Genomic DNA, 18552 nt, shown 5'->3' with positions numbered 1-18552 from the left:
TAGCGAAGGAGGTTGTTATGAAGATCTTTCCCCTGTTGTTGGTTTTTTGCGCCGTTTTGATCCTGACTGCCTGCAGTAAAGACGAGCCGGTAGCGACGTCCACGCCGGCCGCGCAAACAATGGAAAAAGTTGCCCCGGCAGCGACAGCTGCAGTCGAACAAGCCAAGCAGGTGGCCACGCAAGTTACCGAAAATGCAACTCAGGTTGCCAAGCAGGTTGAAAATACGGCCCTAGCTGCAATCGATCAGGGCAAGGCGGCGCTCAGTTCAGGCCAGGCTATTTACACGCAAGCCTGTATGTCCTGCCATAAAATGGGGATTATCGGTGCTCCCAAAGTTGGCGACAAAGCAGCCTGGACGGCGTTGATTGCCAGCGGTGCCGATAAGATGGCCAACAACGCCATTAAGGGGATCGGTAGTATGCCGGCAAAAGGGGGCGTTTCAAGTTTGAGTGATGAAGAGGTTACGGCGGCGGTCGATTACATGGTTGAACAGAGTCGTTAACAAGTAACGGTCAGACGCAAAAAAAACATGTAGTGCAACTGGAGACAGACGTTTTTCTTCGGTTGCTCATCCCTTTGCTCACGAAATTCTCAAGCCCGCCGGAGAGATAATCATCGGCGGGCTTGTTTGTCACAAGTGACTGCTGGAAAGTACATGAATCGCAGTGACAGTGGTTCCACATGGTAGAGGTGGTTGATCTGCGAGTTGTCAAACACTGAGATGCTGAAGCTGGTTTTTTTTCGCACAAAGCTAGCGAAAGGGACTTGCTGCACCCGATTGTTCTGCGTATTTTCGCCCTTTTTCGGTTAATCGAAAACGGATGATCGGCAGGGCGGTCATGGTGATTTGCAACAGGCCTTTGTGCCGCAGGGAATCGAGGGTGGTTTTCAGCAACGCCGGTTCCAGGTGCAGGTCGGCATTCAACTGTTTGCGTGAAGGATTTTTGCCGTCGTTTAAGATCAGCCGTTGAAAAACGATCGTTTCGACGGTATCCAACTGCAGGGCTGGCAGCTGCTCGGCAATGAAGTCGTTTGGTTGGTCCAGATAGCTGTCATCAGGAGATATCACCGCCTTGTTGCTGGCGGCAAGAAATTTACGGATGAGCGCTGCGGTACGCTGCCAAGCTGGATAGACTCCGAGGAGTACGAACAGCGTCAGAAAAAGCAGAAACGGGATCGCTTGGGAGAGATCGGCCAGCGCCATAATTGACCTCCCTTGGTTACCGTCGTAATTGACGGGAACTTTTTAAAACGCTAGACGATGTTGCCGGGATGTCAATGGCGAAGGGAGCAGGTTTAGGTAACTGACAGAGCTAAATTTTCTTCTCTGCTGGTATCGCTATATCGATAAAAAAAGACCCCGCCTCGCGACGGGGTCTTTTCAGGTCTAACTATGTGGCTGGAAATCAGGCGGAAACGATAGCTTCCATGCCTTCCATTGCCTCACGCAGTTCTTCACCCACTTCTTCAAGCAGTTGATTGCGAATCTCGGCATTGACTGCCACCAGCATCTGGTTGTCGACGCCGTTATCCTTCAGTTTGAGCCCCTTGCCGATCACATCAGTATCGACGGTGTCCATGAAATCCTTCAACAGCGGCACACAGGCGTGAGCGAACAGGTAGCAACCGTACTCGGCGGTATCGGAGATCACCTTGTTCATCTCATAAAGTTTTTTCTTGGCGATGACATTGGCGATCAGCGGAGTCTCGTGCAGTGACTCGTAGTAGGCCGATTCTTCCTTGATGCCGGCTTCGACCATGGTATCGAAGGCCAACTCAACGCCTGCCTTGACCAGAGCAACCATCAGGATGCCATTGTCGAAGTATTCCTGCTCAGGAATCTCGGCGGTCTGTGCCTGCGCTTGTTCGAAGGGCTCATTGTTGGTCTCTTCGCGCCAGCGCAGCAGGTCTGCATCGTTGTTGGCCCAGTCGGCCATCATGGTCTTGGAAAACTCGCCGGACATGATGTCGTCCATATGCTTCTGGAACAGCGGAGTCATGATCTCTTTGAGCTCGTCGGCCAGATCGAATGCCTTGATTTTGGCCGGATTGGAAAGACGATCCATCATGTTGGTGATGCCACCGTGCTTGAGCGCTTCGGTGGTGGTCTCCCAACCGTACTGGATCAGCTTGGCGGCATAGCCGGAGTCGATTCCTGCGGCGACCATTTTGTTGTAAAAGAGGATCGAGCCGGTCTGTAGCACGCCGCAGAGGATGGTCTGCTCACCCATCAGGTCCGATTTAACTTCAGCCACAAAAGAAGACAGCAGCACGCCGGCTTTGTCACCGCCGGTACCGCAGCAGTAGGCTTTGGCAATATCGAGGCCGTCGCCGTTAGGATCGTTTTCGCCGTGAACAGCGATCAGGGTCGGAACACCGAAACCACGCAGGTACTCGGCGCGAACTTCGGAGCCGGGGGACTTGGGGGCGACCATGATAACGGTCAGGTCTTCACGGATCTGCATGCCTTCTTCAACGATGTTGAAACCGTGAGAATAGGACAGGCAGGCGCCTTTTTTCATCAGCGGCATAACATGGCTAACGATCGGCGTGTGGTACTTGTCTGGGGTCAGGTTCAGAACCAGATCGCCTTTGGGAACCATGTTTTCGATGGTGTCGAATTCAAAGTTGTTGGTGGTGGCGTTCTCCCAGGAGATGTGCTTCTCGTCGATCTCAACCTTGCGCAGGGCATAGGAGACGTCCAGGCCGCTGTCACGCATGTTCAGGCCTTGATTAAGACCTTGAGCGCCGCAACCGACGACGACGATTTTTTTGCCTTTGAGGTAATCAATGCCGTTAAATTCGCTGTCGTCCATGAAATGACAGGTTCCGAGTTCTTCAAGTTGACGACGTAATGGCAGAGAATTGAAATAGTTCTGACCCATGGTGATTTCTCCCTTATTTATGTAAGTGTCTGGATGGCAGATAAAAGTGGATGTTGCGTACCATAACGGAAACTTGATATTGCGTAAATTGATTTGTTGTGCATACTGTGTTGCGTTGTGCGCAATGTTCGTCGTTTCCCTTGAGGGTGTTGGCGCGGCAATGGTTAAACAGCATAGCAGAATCTAAACGATTTTCTTTTGCTCTTCTTGACGCAATATACAATGCAAACAGCTGGTAATCAGTAGCGAGGTTCTGCATGGATGTCCGTGAACTGGAAATTTTTCTCACCGTTGCCGAACTGCTCCATTTTGGTCGGGCCAGCCAGGTCTGCAATCTCAGCCCGTCGGCTCTGACCCGAACCATTCAACGACTGGAGGAACAGGTTGAGCGGCCGCTGTTTTTGCGTGACAACCGGACCGTGACCCTTTCCGCCGCTGGCGAGCAGTTTAGACTGTACGCCCGTCAGGCGTTGCAGGAGTGGCAGGAGGTGCGGGCAACAATCAAGGAGGAACAGGCGGTTGTCGGGACTCTCTCGATTTACGCTTCGATCACTGCGGTCTACAGTTTGCTCCCGCATTTGCTTGAATCGTACCGCAGTGCTTATCCCGAGGTACAGCTGGAGTTGCGCACCGGCGCGGCCGAGCAGGCGGTGGCCCAGGTGCAGACCGGCGAGATTGATCTGGCGGTGGCGGCGCTGCCGGATCGCAACCGCTCGCAGATTGAGTTTCTGCCGATTACGACAACGCCACTGGTTTTTATCGCGCCCCAACTCCCCGCTGACTTTGTGGCGACGACCACCGATGGGCAGCTCGATCTGTCGCTGGCTCCGCTGGTTTTGCCACAGTCTGGATTGTCGCGTCGGCGGTTGGATCAATGGCTGAAAAAGAATCGCATCACGCCGAACATCAGTTCGGAGGTTTCCGGCAACGAGGCGATTATCCCGATGGTCAGACTTGGCTGTGGGGTCGGTATTGTGCCGCGGCTGGTTCTCGAGCGGAGCCCATTTCGGGACGAGGTGCTGGTGCTGGAAAATGCCCCTCGGCTGGAACCTTATGTGGTTGGCCTCTGTTCTACTAAGCGCAACTTACAGCGTCCACGGGTGCAGCGGCTCTGGCAGTTGGCCGTTGAGCAATCTCTGTCGTCGACTTAAACCACAACGCGGCGCCAGCAATTCTGTTGGCACCGCGTTGAATTGAGCTGCATAATTTTGCTTTCGGCTACTGGTGGCCAGTTTCCATGTGCTGCAGCATGGTTCTGATCTGGTCGGAGCCTTTTCCGTTCGGTGAAATCTCCAGGTATTTATTCCAGACCTCCTTGGTTTTTTGCTGGTCCCCGAGATCATCCCGATAAACAATGCCGAGATTAAACAGCGACTGCAAATGACCGGGATCGAGCTGGTTCGCTTTGGTGAAATTCGTAATCGCTTTATCGGTCCAGCCAACGCGGCGAAACATGACCCCCTGATCAGTCAAGACATTGGGATCGTTTGCATCCAGCGCCAGCGCTTTATCGTAGGCATCAATCGCCTTCATCGGCTGCTTGGAATCGAAAAAGTTATGCCCCAGTTGGACCCAGGCATTGCGATTGTTCGGCTCTTTGGCAACGATCCCTTCGAGGGTCTGGATCTGCTGTTGATAGTTCACCGAAGGGGCCAAGGCCGCGGGCGATGATGACTGATTGCTGGTGGGTTGGTCTTTTTTTGTATTGGTGAAAATTACGCCACCTAACATGCCAATCGCCAAAGTGACGACAATCAGTAAAATAGTTTCTTTTTTCATAATAGTTTCCTGTGGTTAGTTTGACGGCGTGGTTGCAAATAGTGCAAACCACTGCCCGGTTTTTACCAGCTCATGTCAGCATTATACAATAGATATCAATGTAATTGCCTTGCAGCCAACAGCAACGCCTGCTGTAGGGCAATTATTGTTTTTTAAAATGGTGCAAATCAGAGTGTTTCTGGGGGGTAGTCGATCGATCGAATGTAGCCGGCAGGCAGGACCGAGACCAGCTTCCATCCTGAGATGGACGTATTCCGTGGGGTTGGTGGAAAAAGGGGGATATTGTTGAGCAGTAAAGCGTTGCAGCAGTGGCACCCGCAGCTGTGATCGGCGCAGTTGTCATCGGTGGCTGGCGTTTGCGGTTGCTCGCTGCCATCGCAGCACAGGTCCGCTATGTTCGCAGCGCTGCTGGCGGAGGCAGAGACAGCGCCGGTCAATAGGATCAAGGCTAAGAGCAGGATGAGCGGCATTGCGATTTTGAACAGTCGGTTGAGCATCGGCAGATGATATTCACCCGGGAGATGATTGTCAACTGCAGGATATGCTTAACAACCAGCCACCCTAGATGTTTATGTGGGCGGCTGGTTGAGGTTTAGGCGTCTCGATTTGGAGCTATTTATCTCGAGCCTTTGCCGCGTTTTTGCTGTTGAGTGGTTTGGGGATAGTCATCTGTTTTACCGTGATTTCCCGATTTAGCCATAGGTTCTCCCATCCCATTGGATCGCTTGTTTTCTAGCGCAATAGTGCTTTAATCGTTACAGGAGGTCCGATGAGATTTGTTCTTTACAACATCCGCTATGCGACCGGACCGAAAGCCCGCAACTACGTCTGGGCTTCGGGTAAAAACCTGCAGCGGATTACGACGTTTCTGCGTGAATTGGAGCCGGACTTGGTCGGTCTGATCGAAGTTGATCATGGTTCTTATCGCAGTGGCTGGAAGAATCAGGCAGAACTGCTGGCCGAGTCACTGGGGCATTATCACAGCCATTCGATTAAGTACGGTAAGAACTCATTCTGGCGGCATGTGCCGGTGGTGAAAAAACAGGGAAATGCTTTTTTGGCTCGTGATCGCATCCGCAATGAAACCTTCCATTTTTTCCAGACCGGGATGAAGCGGTTGGTTATCGAGTTGGAGCTGGACCATGTGGTGGTTTATCTGGTGCACCTGGCGCTCGGTTCGCGAGCGCGGCATCATCAGCTCAGCGCCCTTTACGAGCTGCTTAAAAAAGCCCAGAAACCTTGTATCGTCGCTGGCGACTTCAACGCCATCTGGGGGGAGCGAGAGATCGATCTATTCCTCGCTGCCAGCGGTTTGCAAAATGCCAATATTGAGAGTCTGCCGACCTACCCGAGTAAAAACCCGCATCGCCATCTGGATTTCATTCTGCACAGTCAAGGAGTGAGCGTTCGCGACTTTAAGGTGCCACAGGTGCCATTTTCCGATCACCTGCCGTTGGTGGTAGATTTTGATGTCGAAATAGCCGAGGACCTGCGCAAGACTTCACGCTCGCCGCACTGTTATTGTTTGAATGATACGGGCTTGAACGCCGCTCTCCCGCGATGACTCGAGTGGGGGCTTGACAGGTCGGACAACTCTGTTTGAATTGAGCCTTCATTAACGTTTAACTCAAGGAGGTCTTCATGCGTTTGAAACTGACCATCGTGTTCTGTTGTCTTGTCGCTGTCATCGGTGCCGCCTGCACCTCACAAGTGGCCAAAGCAAAGGCACCGGAAGCAAACGGCCAGGCGGTGATCGATTATTTAAACCAGCAGAACTATCAAGGCTGGCAGTTATGGCCCGGCAAGTCCGAACTCTATGCAGGGACTCAGCCCCACGGCGCCTTTCTGACCACCTATGTCAGTCCGGGTGCTTATAAGGCGATTGAAGGCAAGCAGGGCGCGATCCCCTCCGGCGAATTTGTCGTTAAAGAGAATTACAGTCCGGAAAAGAAATTGGCGGCAGTCACCGTGATGTACAAACAGGCCGGTTATAACCCGGCTGGCGGCGATTGGTTCTGGCTCAAATATGCGCCGGATGGCACTATCCAAAAAGAAGGTAGGGTTGGCGGTTGTATCGGCTGCCACACGGCCGTGCAGGCGAACGATTGGTTGTTTATCGGGTCGGTCAAGTAAGAGCTGTTGGTGTTCGTACTATTGAAAACGCCCCAACCTGAACGACAGGTTAGGGCGTTTTTTTCTGCGAATAGTTGAATGTTGGGAGGCGACTTTTGCACTCCCCAAATTTCATTTCTTAATTAATGTGCTTTTGCGTGGGTCGCGCGTAGCACCATATTAAGCTCTTCAATCTTGCCAAGCGACTTGGTCATCATCGCCCAGCCGTACCAGTATGCATAATCAGGGTTAAAGTGGAACTGACCTTGGTAGGTCCGCATCCGGTGCTTCATGTACATTTCGAACAACTCTTGATCGATATACGACATACCATCAATTTTGGCGCCGTTGGTACGCATGAAGTAGAGCAGATCGGGGTAAGCAAAGGCATAGTCCTCAGGCTTCGAGATAATTCCGTCCTTATAGAGCGCGGCAACGATACGGATTGCTTTGGCCATTAATACATCGGCTTTCTGCATCATCTGATCGCCCATTTTGAACTGGAAGCGGGCATAGGATTCCGAGTGGCACTTCTTGCAGTTGCCGATCATTTTTTCCCGTTCGCGATCAAAATCCTCTTTCGTCAACCGTGCCAGATCGACCGCTTTAACGGCATCGAGCCGAGCCGTTGGTTCGCCGGTTTCCGGGTTCAGCACACCCAGTGCCATTAGGATTGTAATCTGGTCAGCCTTCCACTGCGCATCTTCAGGCAGAGGTAAACGCACCCCAAGGAAGCCCCAGGCTGTGTGGTTATTGTGATCTCCACCGGTCATATGACAGTCCTGACAGGTTGGTGCTGGCGCACCTTCCGGCAGGTTTCCGTTGCTTTTCGCTAACCAACGGCTGCCATGCTTGGAACTGCTCCACATTTCCCATTGGGGATGATCGTAGCCCATGTGGCACTGCTGGCAAGCACGCGGATCTTTTGCTTCTTTTTTGGAGAAACTGTGGCGGGTGTGGCATTCGTCGCAGGAGTTGTTCTGGTAGCGGTAGCCCTTCGCCAGCTGTTCGGCCTTTTGTTCTTCTGTTTTGATCCCCATATTATGGCAACCGCCACAACCGCGACCACCTTCCATCAGCTCGTCCGGTTCAACATGGGTTATCGGCAACGCGTTCAGCGATGACCAGCCATGGTTATGCTTACCTTTGGAAAACTGCGAAAACTGGTCCTCGTGACACTCTTTGCAGACCTGCTCGTCAGGGAAGGTCGCCTTGGCGACATCTTCCTTGCTGTTGTGTTCTTCACCATGACAGGCGGAACAACTTATGTCGTTTTCCGCATGGGCACTGACTCTCCAGTCGGCAACCTGCCCCGGTGTTATCTTGCCGTGGCAAACGACACAGCTTTCATCTTCAGCCCAAGCGGCTCCGGTAACCAGTAAAATCCCCAGCAACAGGCCTAGAATTCTATTCATTGTGTCCTCCCTGAATTTTGTAAATGTGAACAGCTCACGAAAGAATATTATTCTACCAAAAGTAAGGGGGGAATCTGTCGTAGATCGAAAAAAAATAAATAAGTTGCAGCACTTGTTAACCGTTGTTTCACTCAGACGAAGCGCTGCCGTTGATTAAGTGATTCTTTTGCGAGGTTCATCTCTGCGGTACTCTGAACGACCCCGCCTCGGCAGGTCTCGTCCAGATCTCGACTTCTCTTGAATCTCTGTCTAAATTTAAGCAGTTGTGAAAGGTCTTCGAATTAATAGCTACGGCGGGTGTCGAAATAGTATTCGCAGATATCCAGGAAATTCTCAGAGGGGTGCTGGACGGGAACTTGCCAAACAATTTAGTTCACCAACACGGATTATTTGGCTGATTGTCTTGCTGTCGTGATCGGTGTTAATCTTAAACAGTTTTCGCTGACTGTGACTTTGGCGCCCCTCTAATCAAGATCTTCGAGCAATTTATGAGTAGCACCGTGTTGGCTGTTTTTATCCCCACCTTCTTTGTCGTCTCCCTGACGCCGGGGATGTGCATGACCCTGTCGATGACCATGGGTATGACCATCGGTGTGCGACGGACCTTCTGGATGATGTACGGCGAGCTGCTGGGCGTCGGTTTGGTGGCGGCCGCTTCGGTGGTCGGGGTGGCGGCGGTGATGCTGCAATACCCGGCGCTGTTTTTATTGCTCAAATATCTCGGCGGCCTCTATCTGGGTTATCTGGGCGTGCAGATGTGGTTGTCGAAGGGCAAGATGGCGATCGCTTGCGACTCCGGACTGAGCTTTGATATCTCACCGTTAAAGCTGGCGTTGCAAGGCTTTGTTACCGCTGTCGCCAATCCCAAGGGCTGGGCGTTTTTTATCGCCCTGCTGCCGCCTTTTATTGACGATCAACAACCGCTGTTGACGCAGTTGGCTCTTCTTCTCGGCATTATCCTCAGCATCGAATTTTCCTGCCTGATCCTCTACGCCGGTGGCGGACGGACCCTCAATCACCTGCTGCAGAAAAGCGACAATGTTCGTCTGCTCAATCGCATCGCCGGTAGCATGATGTTCGGCGTCGGTCTCTGGTTGGCACTCGGTTAGGAGCCTTTCGGCCTATACGGGCAGAAGCGAAAAATTGAAAGGTTCGCGACCAGTTTTTTTGCCGTGCACCCTGCGGTGTAAGCATCTGTTCAGATGCTGCTGTTATGCTCTGTCGGGTTGCCGGATATTTATCCGGGCTGTCGTGGCGCTGAAGGGGCTCGTTTTTTTTGGGGGGGGGAGATGGTTTCTGAAAGTCTTGGTCGGCGAGGTGGATCGTCACTTAAAAATCCGGGTGAAGTTTTCTGGCTGTTGCTGTGCTGCGGCCTCCTGCTGACCGCTCCGGCGCGCGCCGCTGAATTGATGCTGCCGCAGGTCTATGCTCGGCAGGTCGATGTCGGCGGTTGGCTACTGAGCGAAAAGCTTGACGGGGTGCGCGGCTACTGGGACGGCAGGCAGTTGCTGTCGAAAAACGGCAACCTCTTCTACCCGCCGGCGGAATTTATCCAGAATCTGCCCCCCTTCGCGCTGGAGGGGGAACTCTGGGGCGGGCGTAACCGCTTCGAGCAGATCGTGGCGATCGTCAAGAAACAGCGGCCCCATGATGGCTGGATGCAACTCAAGTTCGCCGTATTCGATGTGCCGCAAGCACCCGGCGGCTTCACCGCGCGGATTGAGAAAGCTCGCGCTTGGTTTGCCGGACATCCTTCTGCATATGCTTTTGTCATCCCGCAACTTCCGGTTCGTGATCACACTCATTTGCAGCAGGAACTGCAGCGGATCGAAGCCTTAGGTGGCGAGGGGGTGATTGTCCGCAAGCCGCACGCCCTCTACGCCGCCGGACGCAGCGCCGAGATTCTCAAGGTGAAGAACTATCAGGACGCCGAGGCGACAGTGGTGGCGCACCTGCCCGGCAAGGGGCGCAACGCAGGACGGCTCGGGGCCTTGCTGGTGGCACTTGAGGATGGTACGCGGTTCAAAATCGGTACTGGCTTCAGCGACGCCGAACGGCAAGCGCCACCGCCGCTCGGGGCGCTGGTCACCTTCAAGTTCTACGGCAAATATCAATCCGGGATTCCCAAGTTTCCCTCTTTTCTGCGCCTGCGGCGGGATAGCCGACTGTAGGAGGGGTTGAAAGAGCGCGCCAGCATCACCGCCAGGAAACTGCTCGACGTCGGCATTTGGTAGCCGCTTAAGGAGCTGCACCTTAACCGTCCTCCCGCTTGGGTTGTGGGCACAGCTCAGCAGGGAACTGCAAATCAGTATCCTGAAGAATTTCTTCCAGCCGCTCTTTGTCCAGGGTTTCCTCGTCGATCAGATATTGCGCTAGCGTTTCCAGCATGGCGCGATTGTCTTTGAGAACCTGCTCGGTACATTGTTCGGCGGAATGGATCAATTTTTCGATTTCCTGATCGATCAGCCAGGCGGTCTTTTCGCTGAAACTATTTTCCGTCGCCAGCTTGCGCCCGAGGAAAGGGTGTTCCTCTCCACGATTGAAACTGAGTGGGCCGAGCCGTTCACTCATGCCCCACAGGCAGACCATCTTTTCCGCCAACTCCATCACCTGCTTGAGATCGTTCTGCGCTCCGGTTGAGTATTCCCCGAAACAGAGTTTTTCCGCCACTCTTCCGCCCAACAAAACGGCCATGCGGCTGCTCAGATAGCTGTGCTGATATTGATAGCGGTCGTCCTCCGGTAATTGTTGAGTTACCCCCAGCGCCTGGCCGCGCGGGATGATGGTCACTTTGTGGATCGGGTCGCTGTTCGGTAGGCATTTGGCCACCAGGGTATGCCCGGCTTCGTGGAAGGCGGTGATCTGTTTTTCCCGGTCAGAGAGGAACAGTTTGCGCTCCATGCCCATTAACTGTCGATCCTTGGCCTGTTCCAGGTGTGTATTGCCGACCTGTTCAGCGTCCTCACGCGCGGCGATCAGGGCGGCTTCATTGACCAGACTTTGCAGATCGGCACCGACCATCCCCGGCGTTCCCTTGGCAATCGATTCCAGGACAACATCGGCAGCCAGGGGGGTGTTGCGGGTGTGTACTTCGAGGATCTTAACCCGGTCGCGCCAGTCCGGTCGCTCAATGACCACTTGGCGATCGAAGCGCCCCGGTCTTAGCAGGGCGCTGTCGAGTACATCCGGGCGGTTGGTTGCCGCCATTACGATTACTTCGTCATGCGAGTCGAAACCGTCCAGTTCGGAGAGCAATTGATTCAGGGTCTGTTCCCGCTCGTCATTGCCGCCACCGAGACCGGTGCCGCGTGCGCGGCCGACCGCATCCAGTTCGTCGACGAAGATAATGCTCGGCGCATTCTTCTTGGCGTTGTTGAACAGATCACGCACCCGACTGGCGCCGACGCCGACAAACATTTCGATAAACTGCGAGGCGGAGATGCTGAAGAAGGGGACCTGTGCTTCGCCGGCTACGGCGCGGGCCATCAAGGTCTTGCCGGTTCCCGGCGGGCCGACCAGCAATACTCCACGAGGGACCCTTCCGCCCAGGCGGGTGAATTTATCGGGACGCTGCAGGTAGACAATGATTTCCTCTAGTTCCTGTTTGGCTTCGGCCAGCCCGGCGACATCGGCAAAGGTCACGGGTGAGGTTTTCGGCGCATACAGTTGCGCGCCCGATTTGCCGAATTGACTCATGAAATTGCCCCCCAGCCCGCCTTTTTCTCGCATGCGTTGGAAAAAGTAGAGCCAGAAGCCGATGATCAGAACCCAGGGCAGCAAGCCGATCAACAGACTTGACCAGAGGGACTGGTTGGCGGTCGATTTTGCCGTGAGCGTAACCTGATGCTGGTCAAAGAGCGCGAGCAATTGCGGATCTTCCAGTGGCGGGAGGGTGGTTTGGAAGCGTTTGAAGGTGCGGCTGCCGGAAAATTGTCCGCTGCTCAGTTCTTCGGCATAAAAGGGCTGTTCGCTGATGAAATTTCCGCTCAGCAATTCCCCCTGAAAGGTGACATCAGTAATATGCCCCTGCCGCAGTTCGTCTTTGAAGCGACTGTAGGATATTGGCGCCAGCAGTGACTGTGCCGGTGGGGGAAAGAGAGCTAGATAGACGCCATTTACGATAAAAACCAGCGCCATCATCAGCAGAAATCTGTGCCAGGGATTCTTCACCATTGTGGAATCTTCTCCAGTTGGCAACCGAAGTTCAGCAACTGTCTATAAGCATAGCAGTCTTTTTTCCCTGTGTTATACCTGTGCTCCATTCAAACGGAGCAGACGATAGGGGGGCAAGTTTGCAGTCCCGCTGACAAGTATAGCGAATAAATATCGATACTAGTTCCGCCGTTCAGCCGAAAGCAGTCTGTAGGCGCCCGGAAAACACCGCTGCGGCATAAAAAAAGACCGTCTCCTCGTTGCCGAGGGAGACGGTCTTTTGCTTCGCTTTATCAGGGTGGAAAAATTATCCGTCGCGCCGCTGTGACTGCCGGCGTTTCCAGCCGGCCAGTCCGATCAGGCCACCACCGAGCAGCAGCAGGGTCGAAGGTTCAGGAACCGGGGCGGCTTGGTCAAAACAGCCTTCGATGTTGACGTTGGAGAGTTGATGGGTAGTCGGTAGGTCGTTTAATCCAGTGAGGACAACGTTAATTTCATAAGTTGGAGGAATGATCAAGTAATTATCCTCGAGTTGACCCTCTGGGGTTTTCCAGTCAAAGAGCCGAATGGGGTCGAACCAGCCCGCGATTGTCTGTCCGTTTACTTCCAGACTAATCGCTGTTGATGCGAGAATGTTACCTGATGAATTAGGACCAGAACCAGGGTTGGGAATCATGTTCGGGTCTATTCGCAGGGTTACGTAATGCAGAGCAGCTGCCGGGTCGTATCGACCCGTGTACATCAATTGAGGGTCGAATAAAGTGTTTGCCTGCGGATGAGCCGTGTCAATATCCCATAATGACATAATGTCCTGGGTTAGCTTAAAAGTGTGACTCCATATGTTGCCATCACTGCTGAAGGTACCGTTTTCGATGGATTCAGCAGTAAAGTTGGTATCTCCATATTCTTCAAAATGAATATGCGTCGCTTGAACCGGACCACAAAACAGAGCCAGCACCAGAAGCGCTAATCCCAAAACTTGTTTTTTCATCTTTTCCTCAGCCACCTTTTGCCACTGCTGCAGGCTTTGGGTGGTATCGCCCGTAATAACATGTAATTGAAAATTGCTTTGCCTTGGTGTTTTGATAGTAATTTGTGAGCCAAAGCGTAGCTGCCTGAAATCGAAGGGATTTTTATTTTTCTGGGGGTGGTGTAAAGAAAATCGACAGGATTTCGACCAGTATGTGGCCTTTTTCTTCCATCCGCCATTCTCTCTTCTGCCCGGTGGCAGTCCAAACTTATTTTTAAAGCGGCGGGTCAGATGACTCTGGTCCGTAAAGCCGGTGTCGAGGGCGGCATCAACGATGGAGCTTCCCCGCTGATCAGCTGTTTGGCTTTTTTCAGGCGTAACGGGATCAGGTAGGCGTGCGGCGAAAGGCCGACTACTTTTTTGAAAAAGCGGGTCAGGCGGTATGGGGTGCAGTCAAACTGGCTGGCCAAATTGTTCAGACCGATATCTACGCTCAGTTGGGCGTGGAACCGGGATTGTTGATCCGCGGTTTTAGTTCTTGCGGGGGCATGTCGGACCAGCCAATTTCCCCCACGTAGTCACGATCCGTTGCTTCGACCAGCGGGAGTTGAATTATAAACCTGCTCCCCTGACCTAACCGGGAGTCGACAGCCATTGTCCCTTTGTGGTGCTCGGTGATAATAAAGTATGAGACCGACAGCCCGAGTCCTGTGCCGACGCCGACCTCTTTGGTGGTGAAAAAAGGTTCGAAAACTCTTTTGCAGATATCGGCGCTCATGCCCGGACCGTTATCCTCAATCTCAATCCGCACATACCGGTCATCGTGGCGCAGACGCAGGGTGAAACGTGGAGGAGGGGAATCCTCTTGAGTGGCAAACATTTCGTGGGCGCCATTTTTCAGCAGGTTGAGGAAAACCTGCTGGATTTTTGTCTCTTCACAGTTGATATCAGGCATGTCTACTGCGTAGTCTTTAATTATTTCAATGTTTTTAAAGTCGTACAGCGAGGTGATATTGTAGTCGCTGCAGGCCAGTTGCAGAGATTTATCCAGGATATTGCTCAGGCTGTGGGGCGCGTTTTTCGATTCACTCTTACGACTGAAGTTGAGCATGTTTTCGACGATGTCGGCCGCGCGGCAGCCGGAATCGAATATCGTCCCGAGCATTCTGGTCAGGCCTCTTTGTTGTAGATAGTCGGTGAGTGCATCCAGGTTGACATTGCACGCTTCGGCGACCCGCTGATTTTTTTCCAGGCTTGGATCGAGCCGCCTTTTTATCACCTGGGCACCTTGCAGGACGCCGGCCAGGGGATTGTTGATTTCATGGGCCATGCCCGCAGCCAGCCCCCCGACAGAGAGCATTTTATCCGACTGGATGATCATTTCTTCCATCCGGACTTTTGTTGTCGTGTCGTCGATCCGGATAACCGCCCCCTGGTTGCTGTCGGCGATCAACGGATAGACGGTCAGATCGCAAAACCGCGATTTTGCGCCAGTCGTAAAGGCTACTTTACTTTCTGCCTGCGGTTTCCGCTCCAACAGGGCCGAGCTGATTTTTGCCAGTAGTGGCTCCAGTTGTGGGAAAACCCTTTGCAGCGGTCGTCCGATGGCATCCGCCGCCGCGGTACCGGTCCACTGCTGCGCTTCTTTATTCCACTGGGTGACGAGCCCCTGTTGATCAACACCGATCAACACCGACGGCATGGAATTGAAAATATTGCGGATATAGTTGCGCGCCTGCCTCAGTTCATTCTCGAATTGTTTTCTCTGGCTGATGTCGGAATGAATGCCGATCATGCGTGACGCTTTCCCGGCTTTATCCCGTTCAGTGATTTTTCCGCGTGCCATAATCCAGATCCAATCACCGGTCTTTTTGCGCATTCTGAATTCGATCCGGTAATCAGAGGTTTTGTCCTCCAGGTGTCGATTAATCTCTTTTATGACCTTCTCTTTGTCGTCAGGGTGCAAGCGTTGCACAAAGGCACTGAATGTCGCTGGGAATTCACCCTCCCGATAGCCGAGCATCCGGTAATAGGTCGGGTTGAAATAAATCTGATCGGAATTGACTTGCCAGTCCCAGAGGCCATCATTGGCCGCTTCGAGAGCCATCGCCAGGCGATCTTCACTCTCTCTCAGGGCCTGCTCCATGGCGATTCTTTCGCTGAGATCACGCCCTTCGATGATCAACAGGCTCACCTTGCCCTGTTCATCGAGTACCGGTTTTACCGAAACGTCGACTAATTGATGACAACCATCTGCACCGAGGTGGGTTGCTTCATAGCGGGTGGTTTCTCCCTGCTGGGCTAGAGAAATTGCGTTACGCAACCGGGTTTGTTCTTCTGTTGAATGCTGCCACCAGAGGGTTTCCCAGAAATACTGGCCGACGACCGCTTCTTTGCAAACGCCTGCGTAATTTAATGCCGTGAGGTTAACATCGAGGAGCCTGCCGTTGAGATCCAGCAGACCGATAAACCCAAACGTATGATTGAAGACTGCCCGCAGTTTCTGCCCCCTTCTCTCCAGTCGTCGCTCGGTTTTCCTGCGCAGTCGGATGTTGATGGTCAGGGTGAAAATGGTCACCAGGAGGAAACAAATGACGCCTGAGGTCAGCCAGATAATGGTTCGATATTCGCGATAGAATGAGAATGTCTGGTTGATAATCAACCGCTCTCCGGGCAAGCCCGCTTCACTGATCGCAAAGCGCTGCAGTTGTTGGTAGTTGAAGATGTTTCGGTTACTCCCTTGGCGAAGAATCGGAATCGACGCGGGAGGTTTTCCTTGCAGTATCTGGTTTCCCAGTCTAGCGACCGCCTTGCCTTGAGAATAGCCGCTGATAACGTTGCCGCCGACCACGCCGTCGCCAACATTAAATTCAAACAGACAGTAGACCGCAACATTGCTGGCCCGGGCAAGCAGGGCGCCGACCTGTTCAAAGGTGACGTAAAGACCCTCCCGGTCGGAATAGAAAGAACCGAGCAGAACGATCGTTCCCGGTTCAAGTGCTGCGATCTGGGTTTCCAGTTCTCTCAGGCTAAGGTTGGCGGAAAAGTCGAGTTGCAGACGGGTGCTATAGGGCTGTAGCTGTTCACGGATAGTCCTTTCCGAAGCGCGGCCCGACTTCAGGTAATCGTTGACGATGAAGACCTTTTGCGTCTCGGGATGATTCTGCAGGGCAATTTCCAGTGTGGCCGCTGCATCAAAAATCTCTTCAACGCCGGTGAAGTTACTATGCCCGCTCAGGTCCTCCGGTTGCAGGTAGTTGACACCGCAAAAGGCCACCGGAATGCCAGGGAAAAGCAGGTCGCCATAGCGGCGTAAAAAGTCGAAAGCGTTGTTGTCTGAAGAGAGGATCAGGTCAAAATGGCTGGTACGATATTTGACCTGATAGGTCTGTCGCAGGGCTTGGAAATATGCCGGGGCGTGGAAGCGTTTTGAATCCATATTTTCGACATGCAGCACAATATTGCTGTTGTCGGCGGTCAAATTATCCTTAACTGCCTGAGTAATGTCACTGACCCAGGTCATATTCTGATGGTAGGAATTTAACAGTAGCACATGGCGTGGTTCTGCGGGGGAGGCAGCGCAGCATGACATCCCTGTTGTCCCTAGCAGGACCAAGGTAATAGCTAAACACGCTGCGAATTGGCAGAAAGCTCTCATTGTGCCCTTGTCGGCAAAAGGGTGAGGTGCGATCGATGCTAAGAAGCTGAAACTTTAGGAGTTTTCTTTAAAAATGCAGCACTGAATATACTTTATCTGGCGGGATTGTAAAGGATTTCTCTGTATACACGACGTTCTCAAGTGCTGAATCAATTATGGAGCAAAGCTGAGCATCAAGCGACTGCGACACAAACCCTCGAAAGTTTCCGAAAAAAGGTCGCAAACCCAAGTCATTATCTTGGCTGTAGGTTATAGAACCGCAACTCAAAGGTTTGTCGCGTCGATGGCGAAGCGGGTTTCCCGGCCCGGGGCTGGATGGCGTGGGATTAGGGTCGACAGCAATAAAGATATTACTGCCATCGCGGCGCCGAGATAGAAAACCAGGGCATGGGAATTAAGCCAGAGCAGGCCGAAAACGACTGGAATGACGACGGCGGCGATATGATTGATGGTAAAGCTGACACCCGCGGTTGAGGCGATATCTTCTGCTGCGGCAATCTTTTGAAAATATGTTTTCTGGCTGATCGCCAGGGCAAAAAACAGGTGATCGAGAACATACAGGCTCGCGGCAATCCAGCCGGTTTCCACCAAGGCATAACCGCAGAAGACCAGAATCAAGCCGCCATATTCGAGCAGCAGCGCGTTCCGTTCACCGATCCGCGCGATCAAGCGACCGATTTTTCGCGCAAACAAAACGTTCAAGGAGGCATTTAGCAAAAACAGCAGGGCGATGTCACTGACCGAATAGGAAAATTTCTCAACCATCAGGAATCCGGCAAAAACCATGAAAATCTGCCGTCGGGCGCCGGACATGAAGGTCAGCGCGTAATACAGCCAATAGCGTTGCCGCAGCACCATGTGCTTATGCTGGACGGTCTGTTGCGGAAAGTGCGGGAAAGCCAGCCAGGCAATCAGGGCGATAATTGCCGTTGCGCCACCAAAACCCAGATAAAGCCAGTAAAAATCAAGCTCCAGCAGGGTTGTGCCCAGCCAGATCAGGCCGAAGGTGATTATCGCCGCGAAAGAGCCGAAGGCAATCAGGCGGCCGAAAGTTTCTGCGGCGTGCTCTTTGGCAATCCACTGCTGGGCCAGAGATGTCTGCAGGGTTTCATAGTAATGAAAGCCGAGCGACATCAAGATGGTTGTCAGATACAGGCCGATGATTGAGGGGAAGAGGCCGGTCAATGCCGTACCGAGGCCGAGCAGGAGTAATGAGAGTAACGCCAGCGTTTGCTCACGAAACAGCAGCAGCATAAAGACCACGCCAAATGCCAAAAATCCGGGGACTTCGCGTAACGACTGCAGTATTCCCATCTCACGGCCGCTGAAGGCCGCCTGCTCAATGGCGAAGTTGTTCAATAGCGCCTGCCAGGCGGCAAAACTAATCGGTACGGCAAAAGCCATCAACAGGAGCAAGAACTCGGGGCGCTGCCAGGGTTTTGATTTATCGGTTTTCATTTGAGTGGGAAACTTTCCGGTTGAGCTACAGAGCAGATCATTCTGCCCGCAGAGCGGTTATTCTGACATAAATAAGAAATGAATTCATTGAAGAGTTTGTCCCCTGCAATTCACGCTGAAAA

16 protein-coding genes are annotated in these 18552 nt (G+C 52.9%); 7 read left to right on the top strand and 9 right to left on the bottom strand.

The features are described 5' to 3' along the window. The first annotated feature begins 17 nt into the window (after positions 1–17). The gene (locus ACZ5PT_RS02470; RefSeq protein WP_464265228.1) at positions 18–503 is read left to right on the top strand and encodes a c-type cytochrome; all 486 of its coding nucleotides are present in this window, start codon (positions 18–20) and stop codon (positions 501–503) included. A gap of 249 nt (positions 504–752) precedes the next feature. On the opposite strand, the gene ACZ5PT_RS02465 is transcribed toward ACZ5PT_RS02470, so the two are convergent. Both ACZ5PT_RS02465 and ilvC read right to left on the bottom strand, forming a co-directional pair. Beyond that, positions 753–1205 (bottom strand): hypothetical protein, encoded by a 453-nt coding sequence (locus ACZ5PT_RS02465; RefSeq protein WP_464265227.1) that lies wholly within the window; start codon positions 1203–1205, stop codon positions 753–755. 202 nt (positions 1206–1407) lie between these two features. Next, positions 1408–2886: a ketol-acid reductoisomerase gene (gene ilvC / locus ACZ5PT_RS02460; protein ID WP_464265226.1), complete on the bottom strand. Its 1479-nt coding sequence runs from the start codon at positions 2884–2886 to the stop codon at positions 1408–1410. 257 nt (positions 2887–3143) lie between these two features. Between ilvC and ilvY the strand changes: the two genes are divergently transcribed. After that, positions 3144–4037 (top strand): HTH-type transcriptional activator IlvY, encoded by an 894-nt coding sequence (gene ilvY / locus ACZ5PT_RS02455; RefSeq protein ID WP_464265225.1) that lies wholly within the window; start codon positions 3144–3146, stop codon positions 4035–4037. Between the two features lie 67 nt (positions 4038–4104). Here ilvY and ACZ5PT_RS02450 read toward each other — a convergent pair whose 3' ends face one another. Further along, positions 4105–4665, bottom strand: a complete 561-nt coding sequence (locus tag ACZ5PT_RS02450) for a tetratricopeptide repeat protein (protein ID WP_464265224.1) — start codon at positions 4663–4665, stop codon at positions 4105–4107. 308 nt (positions 4666–4973) lie between these two features. Here ACZ5PT_RS02450 and ACZ5PT_RS02445 point away from each other — a divergent pair, with 308 nt between their 5' ends. From ACZ5PT_RS02445 to ACZ5PT_RS02435, 3 genes are all read left to right on the top strand, one after another. After that, positions 4974–5105 (top strand): hypothetical protein, encoded by a 132-nt coding sequence (locus ACZ5PT_RS02445; RefSeq protein WP_464265223.1) that lies wholly within the window; start codon positions 4974–4976, stop codon positions 5103–5105. Positions 5106–5434: 329 nt separating this feature from the next. Next, positions 5435–6229, top strand: a complete 795-nt coding sequence (locus ACZ5PT_RS02440; protein WP_464265222.1) for an endonuclease/exonuclease/phosphatase family protein — start codon at positions 5435–5437, stop codon at positions 6227–6229. 77 nt (positions 6230–6306) lie between these two features. Further along, positions 6307–6798: a cytochrome P460 family protein gene (locus ACZ5PT_RS02435; RefSeq protein ID WP_464265221.1), complete on the top strand. Its 492-nt coding sequence runs from the start codon at positions 6307–6309 to the stop codon at positions 6796–6798. 122 nt (positions 6799–6920) lie between these two features. Here the strand turns inward: ACZ5PT_RS02435 and ACZ5PT_RS02430 are convergent, their stop codons facing one another. Then, positions 6921–8192: a multiheme c-type cytochrome gene (locus ACZ5PT_RS02430; protein WP_464265220.1), complete on the bottom strand. Its 1272-nt coding sequence runs from the start codon at positions 8190–8192 to the stop codon at positions 6921–6923. 488 nt (positions 8193–8680) lie between these two features. Between ACZ5PT_RS02430 and ACZ5PT_RS02425 the strand changes: the two genes are divergently transcribed. Both ACZ5PT_RS02425 and ACZ5PT_RS02420 read left to right on the top strand, forming a co-directional pair. Continuing rightward, a complete protein-coding gene (locus ACZ5PT_RS02425; RefSeq protein WP_464265219.1) occupies positions 8681–9301 on the top strand; it encodes a LysE family translocator in 621 nt (206 codons plus the stop codon). 180 nt (positions 9302–9481) lie between these two features. Beyond that, the gene (locus ACZ5PT_RS02420; protein ID WP_464265218.1) at positions 9482–10363 is read left to right on the top strand and encodes a DNA ligase; all 882 of its coding nucleotides are present in this window, start codon (positions 9482–9484) and stop codon (positions 10361–10363) included. Positions 10364–10445: 82 nt separating this feature from the next. On the opposite strand, the gene ftsH is transcribed toward ACZ5PT_RS02420, so the two are convergent. The 5 genes from ftsH to ACZ5PT_RS02395 form a co-directional block, all read right to left on the bottom strand. After that, a complete protein-coding gene (gene ftsH / locus ACZ5PT_RS02415) occupies positions 10446–12365 on the bottom strand; it encodes an ATP-dependent zinc metalloprotease FtsH (protein ID WP_464265217.1) in 1920 nt (639 codons plus the stop codon). 286 nt (positions 12366–12651) lie between these two features. Next, positions 12652–13335 (bottom strand): PEP-CTERM sorting domain-containing protein, encoded by a 684-nt coding sequence (locus tag ACZ5PT_RS02410; RefSeq protein WP_464265216.1) that lies wholly within the window; start codon positions 13333–13335, stop codon positions 12652–12654. 266 nt (positions 13336–13601) lie between these two features. After that, positions 13602–13784 carry a helix-turn-helix transcriptional regulator gene (locus ACZ5PT_RS02405; RefSeq protein ID WP_464265215.1) on the bottom strand — a complete coding sequence of 61 codons (183 nt, stop codon included), beginning with the start codon at positions 13782–13784 and terminating at the stop codon, positions 13602–13604. Between the two features lie 23 nt (positions 13785–13807). Continuing rightward, complete coding sequence (locus ACZ5PT_RS02400; protein WP_464265214.1) at positions 13808–16906, bottom strand: PAS domain S-box protein; 3099 nt, start codon at positions 16904–16906, stop codon at positions 13808–13810. A gap of 330 nt (positions 16907–17236) precedes the next feature. Then, on the bottom strand, positions 17237–18430 hold the full coding sequence (locus tag ACZ5PT_RS02395; RefSeq protein WP_464265213.1) for an MFS transporter: 1194 nt from the start codon (positions 18428–18430) through the stop codon (positions 17237–17239). Positions 18431–18552: the final 122 nt, after the last annotated feature.

It is taken from the genome of Desulfuromusa ferrireducens, from assembly GCF_055389805.1.
The sequence above is the reverse complement of the archived record's forward strand: the minus strand, read 5'-3'. Positions and strand labels throughout refer to the sequence as shown.

Bases quoted from the DNA above. Each gene is read 5' to 3' on its own strand.
- ACZ5PT_RS02470 (WP_464265228.1), top strand. From the start codon at position 18: ATGAAGATCTTTCCCCTGTTGTTGGTTTTTTGCGCCGTTTTGATCCTG.
- ACZ5PT_RS02465 (WP_464265227.1), bottom strand. From the start codon at position 1,205: ATGGCGCTGGCCGATCTCTCCCAAGCGATCCCGTTTCTGCTTTTTCTG.
- ilvC (WP_464265226.1), bottom strand. From the start codon at position 2,886: ATGGGTCAGAACTATTTCAATTCTCTGCCATTACGTCGTCAACTTGAA.
- ilvY (WP_464265225.1), top strand. From the start codon at position 3,144: ATGGATGTCCGTGAACTGGAAATTTTTCTCACCGTTGCCGAACTGCTC.
- ACZ5PT_RS02450 (WP_464265224.1), bottom strand. From the start codon at position 4,665: ATGAAAAAAGAAACTATTTTACTGATTGTCGTCACTTTGGCGATTGGC.
- ACZ5PT_RS02440 (WP_464265222.1), top strand. From the start codon at position 5,435: ATGAGATTTGTTCTTTACAACATCCGCTATGCGACCGGACCGAAAGCC.
- ACZ5PT_RS02435 (WP_464265221.1), top strand. From the start codon at position 6,307: ATGCGTTTGAAACTGACCATCGTGTTCTGTTGTCTTGTCGCTGTCATC.
- ACZ5PT_RS02430 (WP_464265220.1), bottom strand. From the start codon at position 8,192: ATGAATAGAATTCTAGGCCTGTTGCTGGGGATTTTACTGGTTACCGGA.
- ACZ5PT_RS02425 (WP_464265219.1), top strand. From the start codon at position 8,681: ATGAGTAGCACCGTGTTGGCTGTTTTTATCCCCACCTTCTTTGTCGTC.
- ACZ5PT_RS02420 (WP_464265218.1), top strand. From the start codon at position 9,482: ATGGTTTCTGAAAGTCTTGGTCGGCGAGGTGGATCGTCACTTAAAAAT.
- ftsH (WP_464265217.1), bottom strand. From the start codon at position 12,365: ATGGTGAAGAATCCCTGGCACAGATTTCTGCTGATGATGGCGCTGGTT.
- ACZ5PT_RS02410 (WP_464265216.1), bottom strand. From the start codon at position 13,335: ATGAAAAAACAAGTTTTGGGATTAGCGCTTCTGGTGCTGGCTCTGTTT.
- ACZ5PT_RS02400 (WP_464265214.1), bottom strand. From the start codon at position 16,906: ATGTCATGCTGCGCTGCCTCCCCCGCAGAACCACGCCATGTGCTACTG.
- ACZ5PT_RS02395 (WP_464265213.1), bottom strand. From the start codon at position 18,430: ATGAAAACCGATAAATCAAAACCCTGGCAGCGCCCCGAGTTCTTGCTC.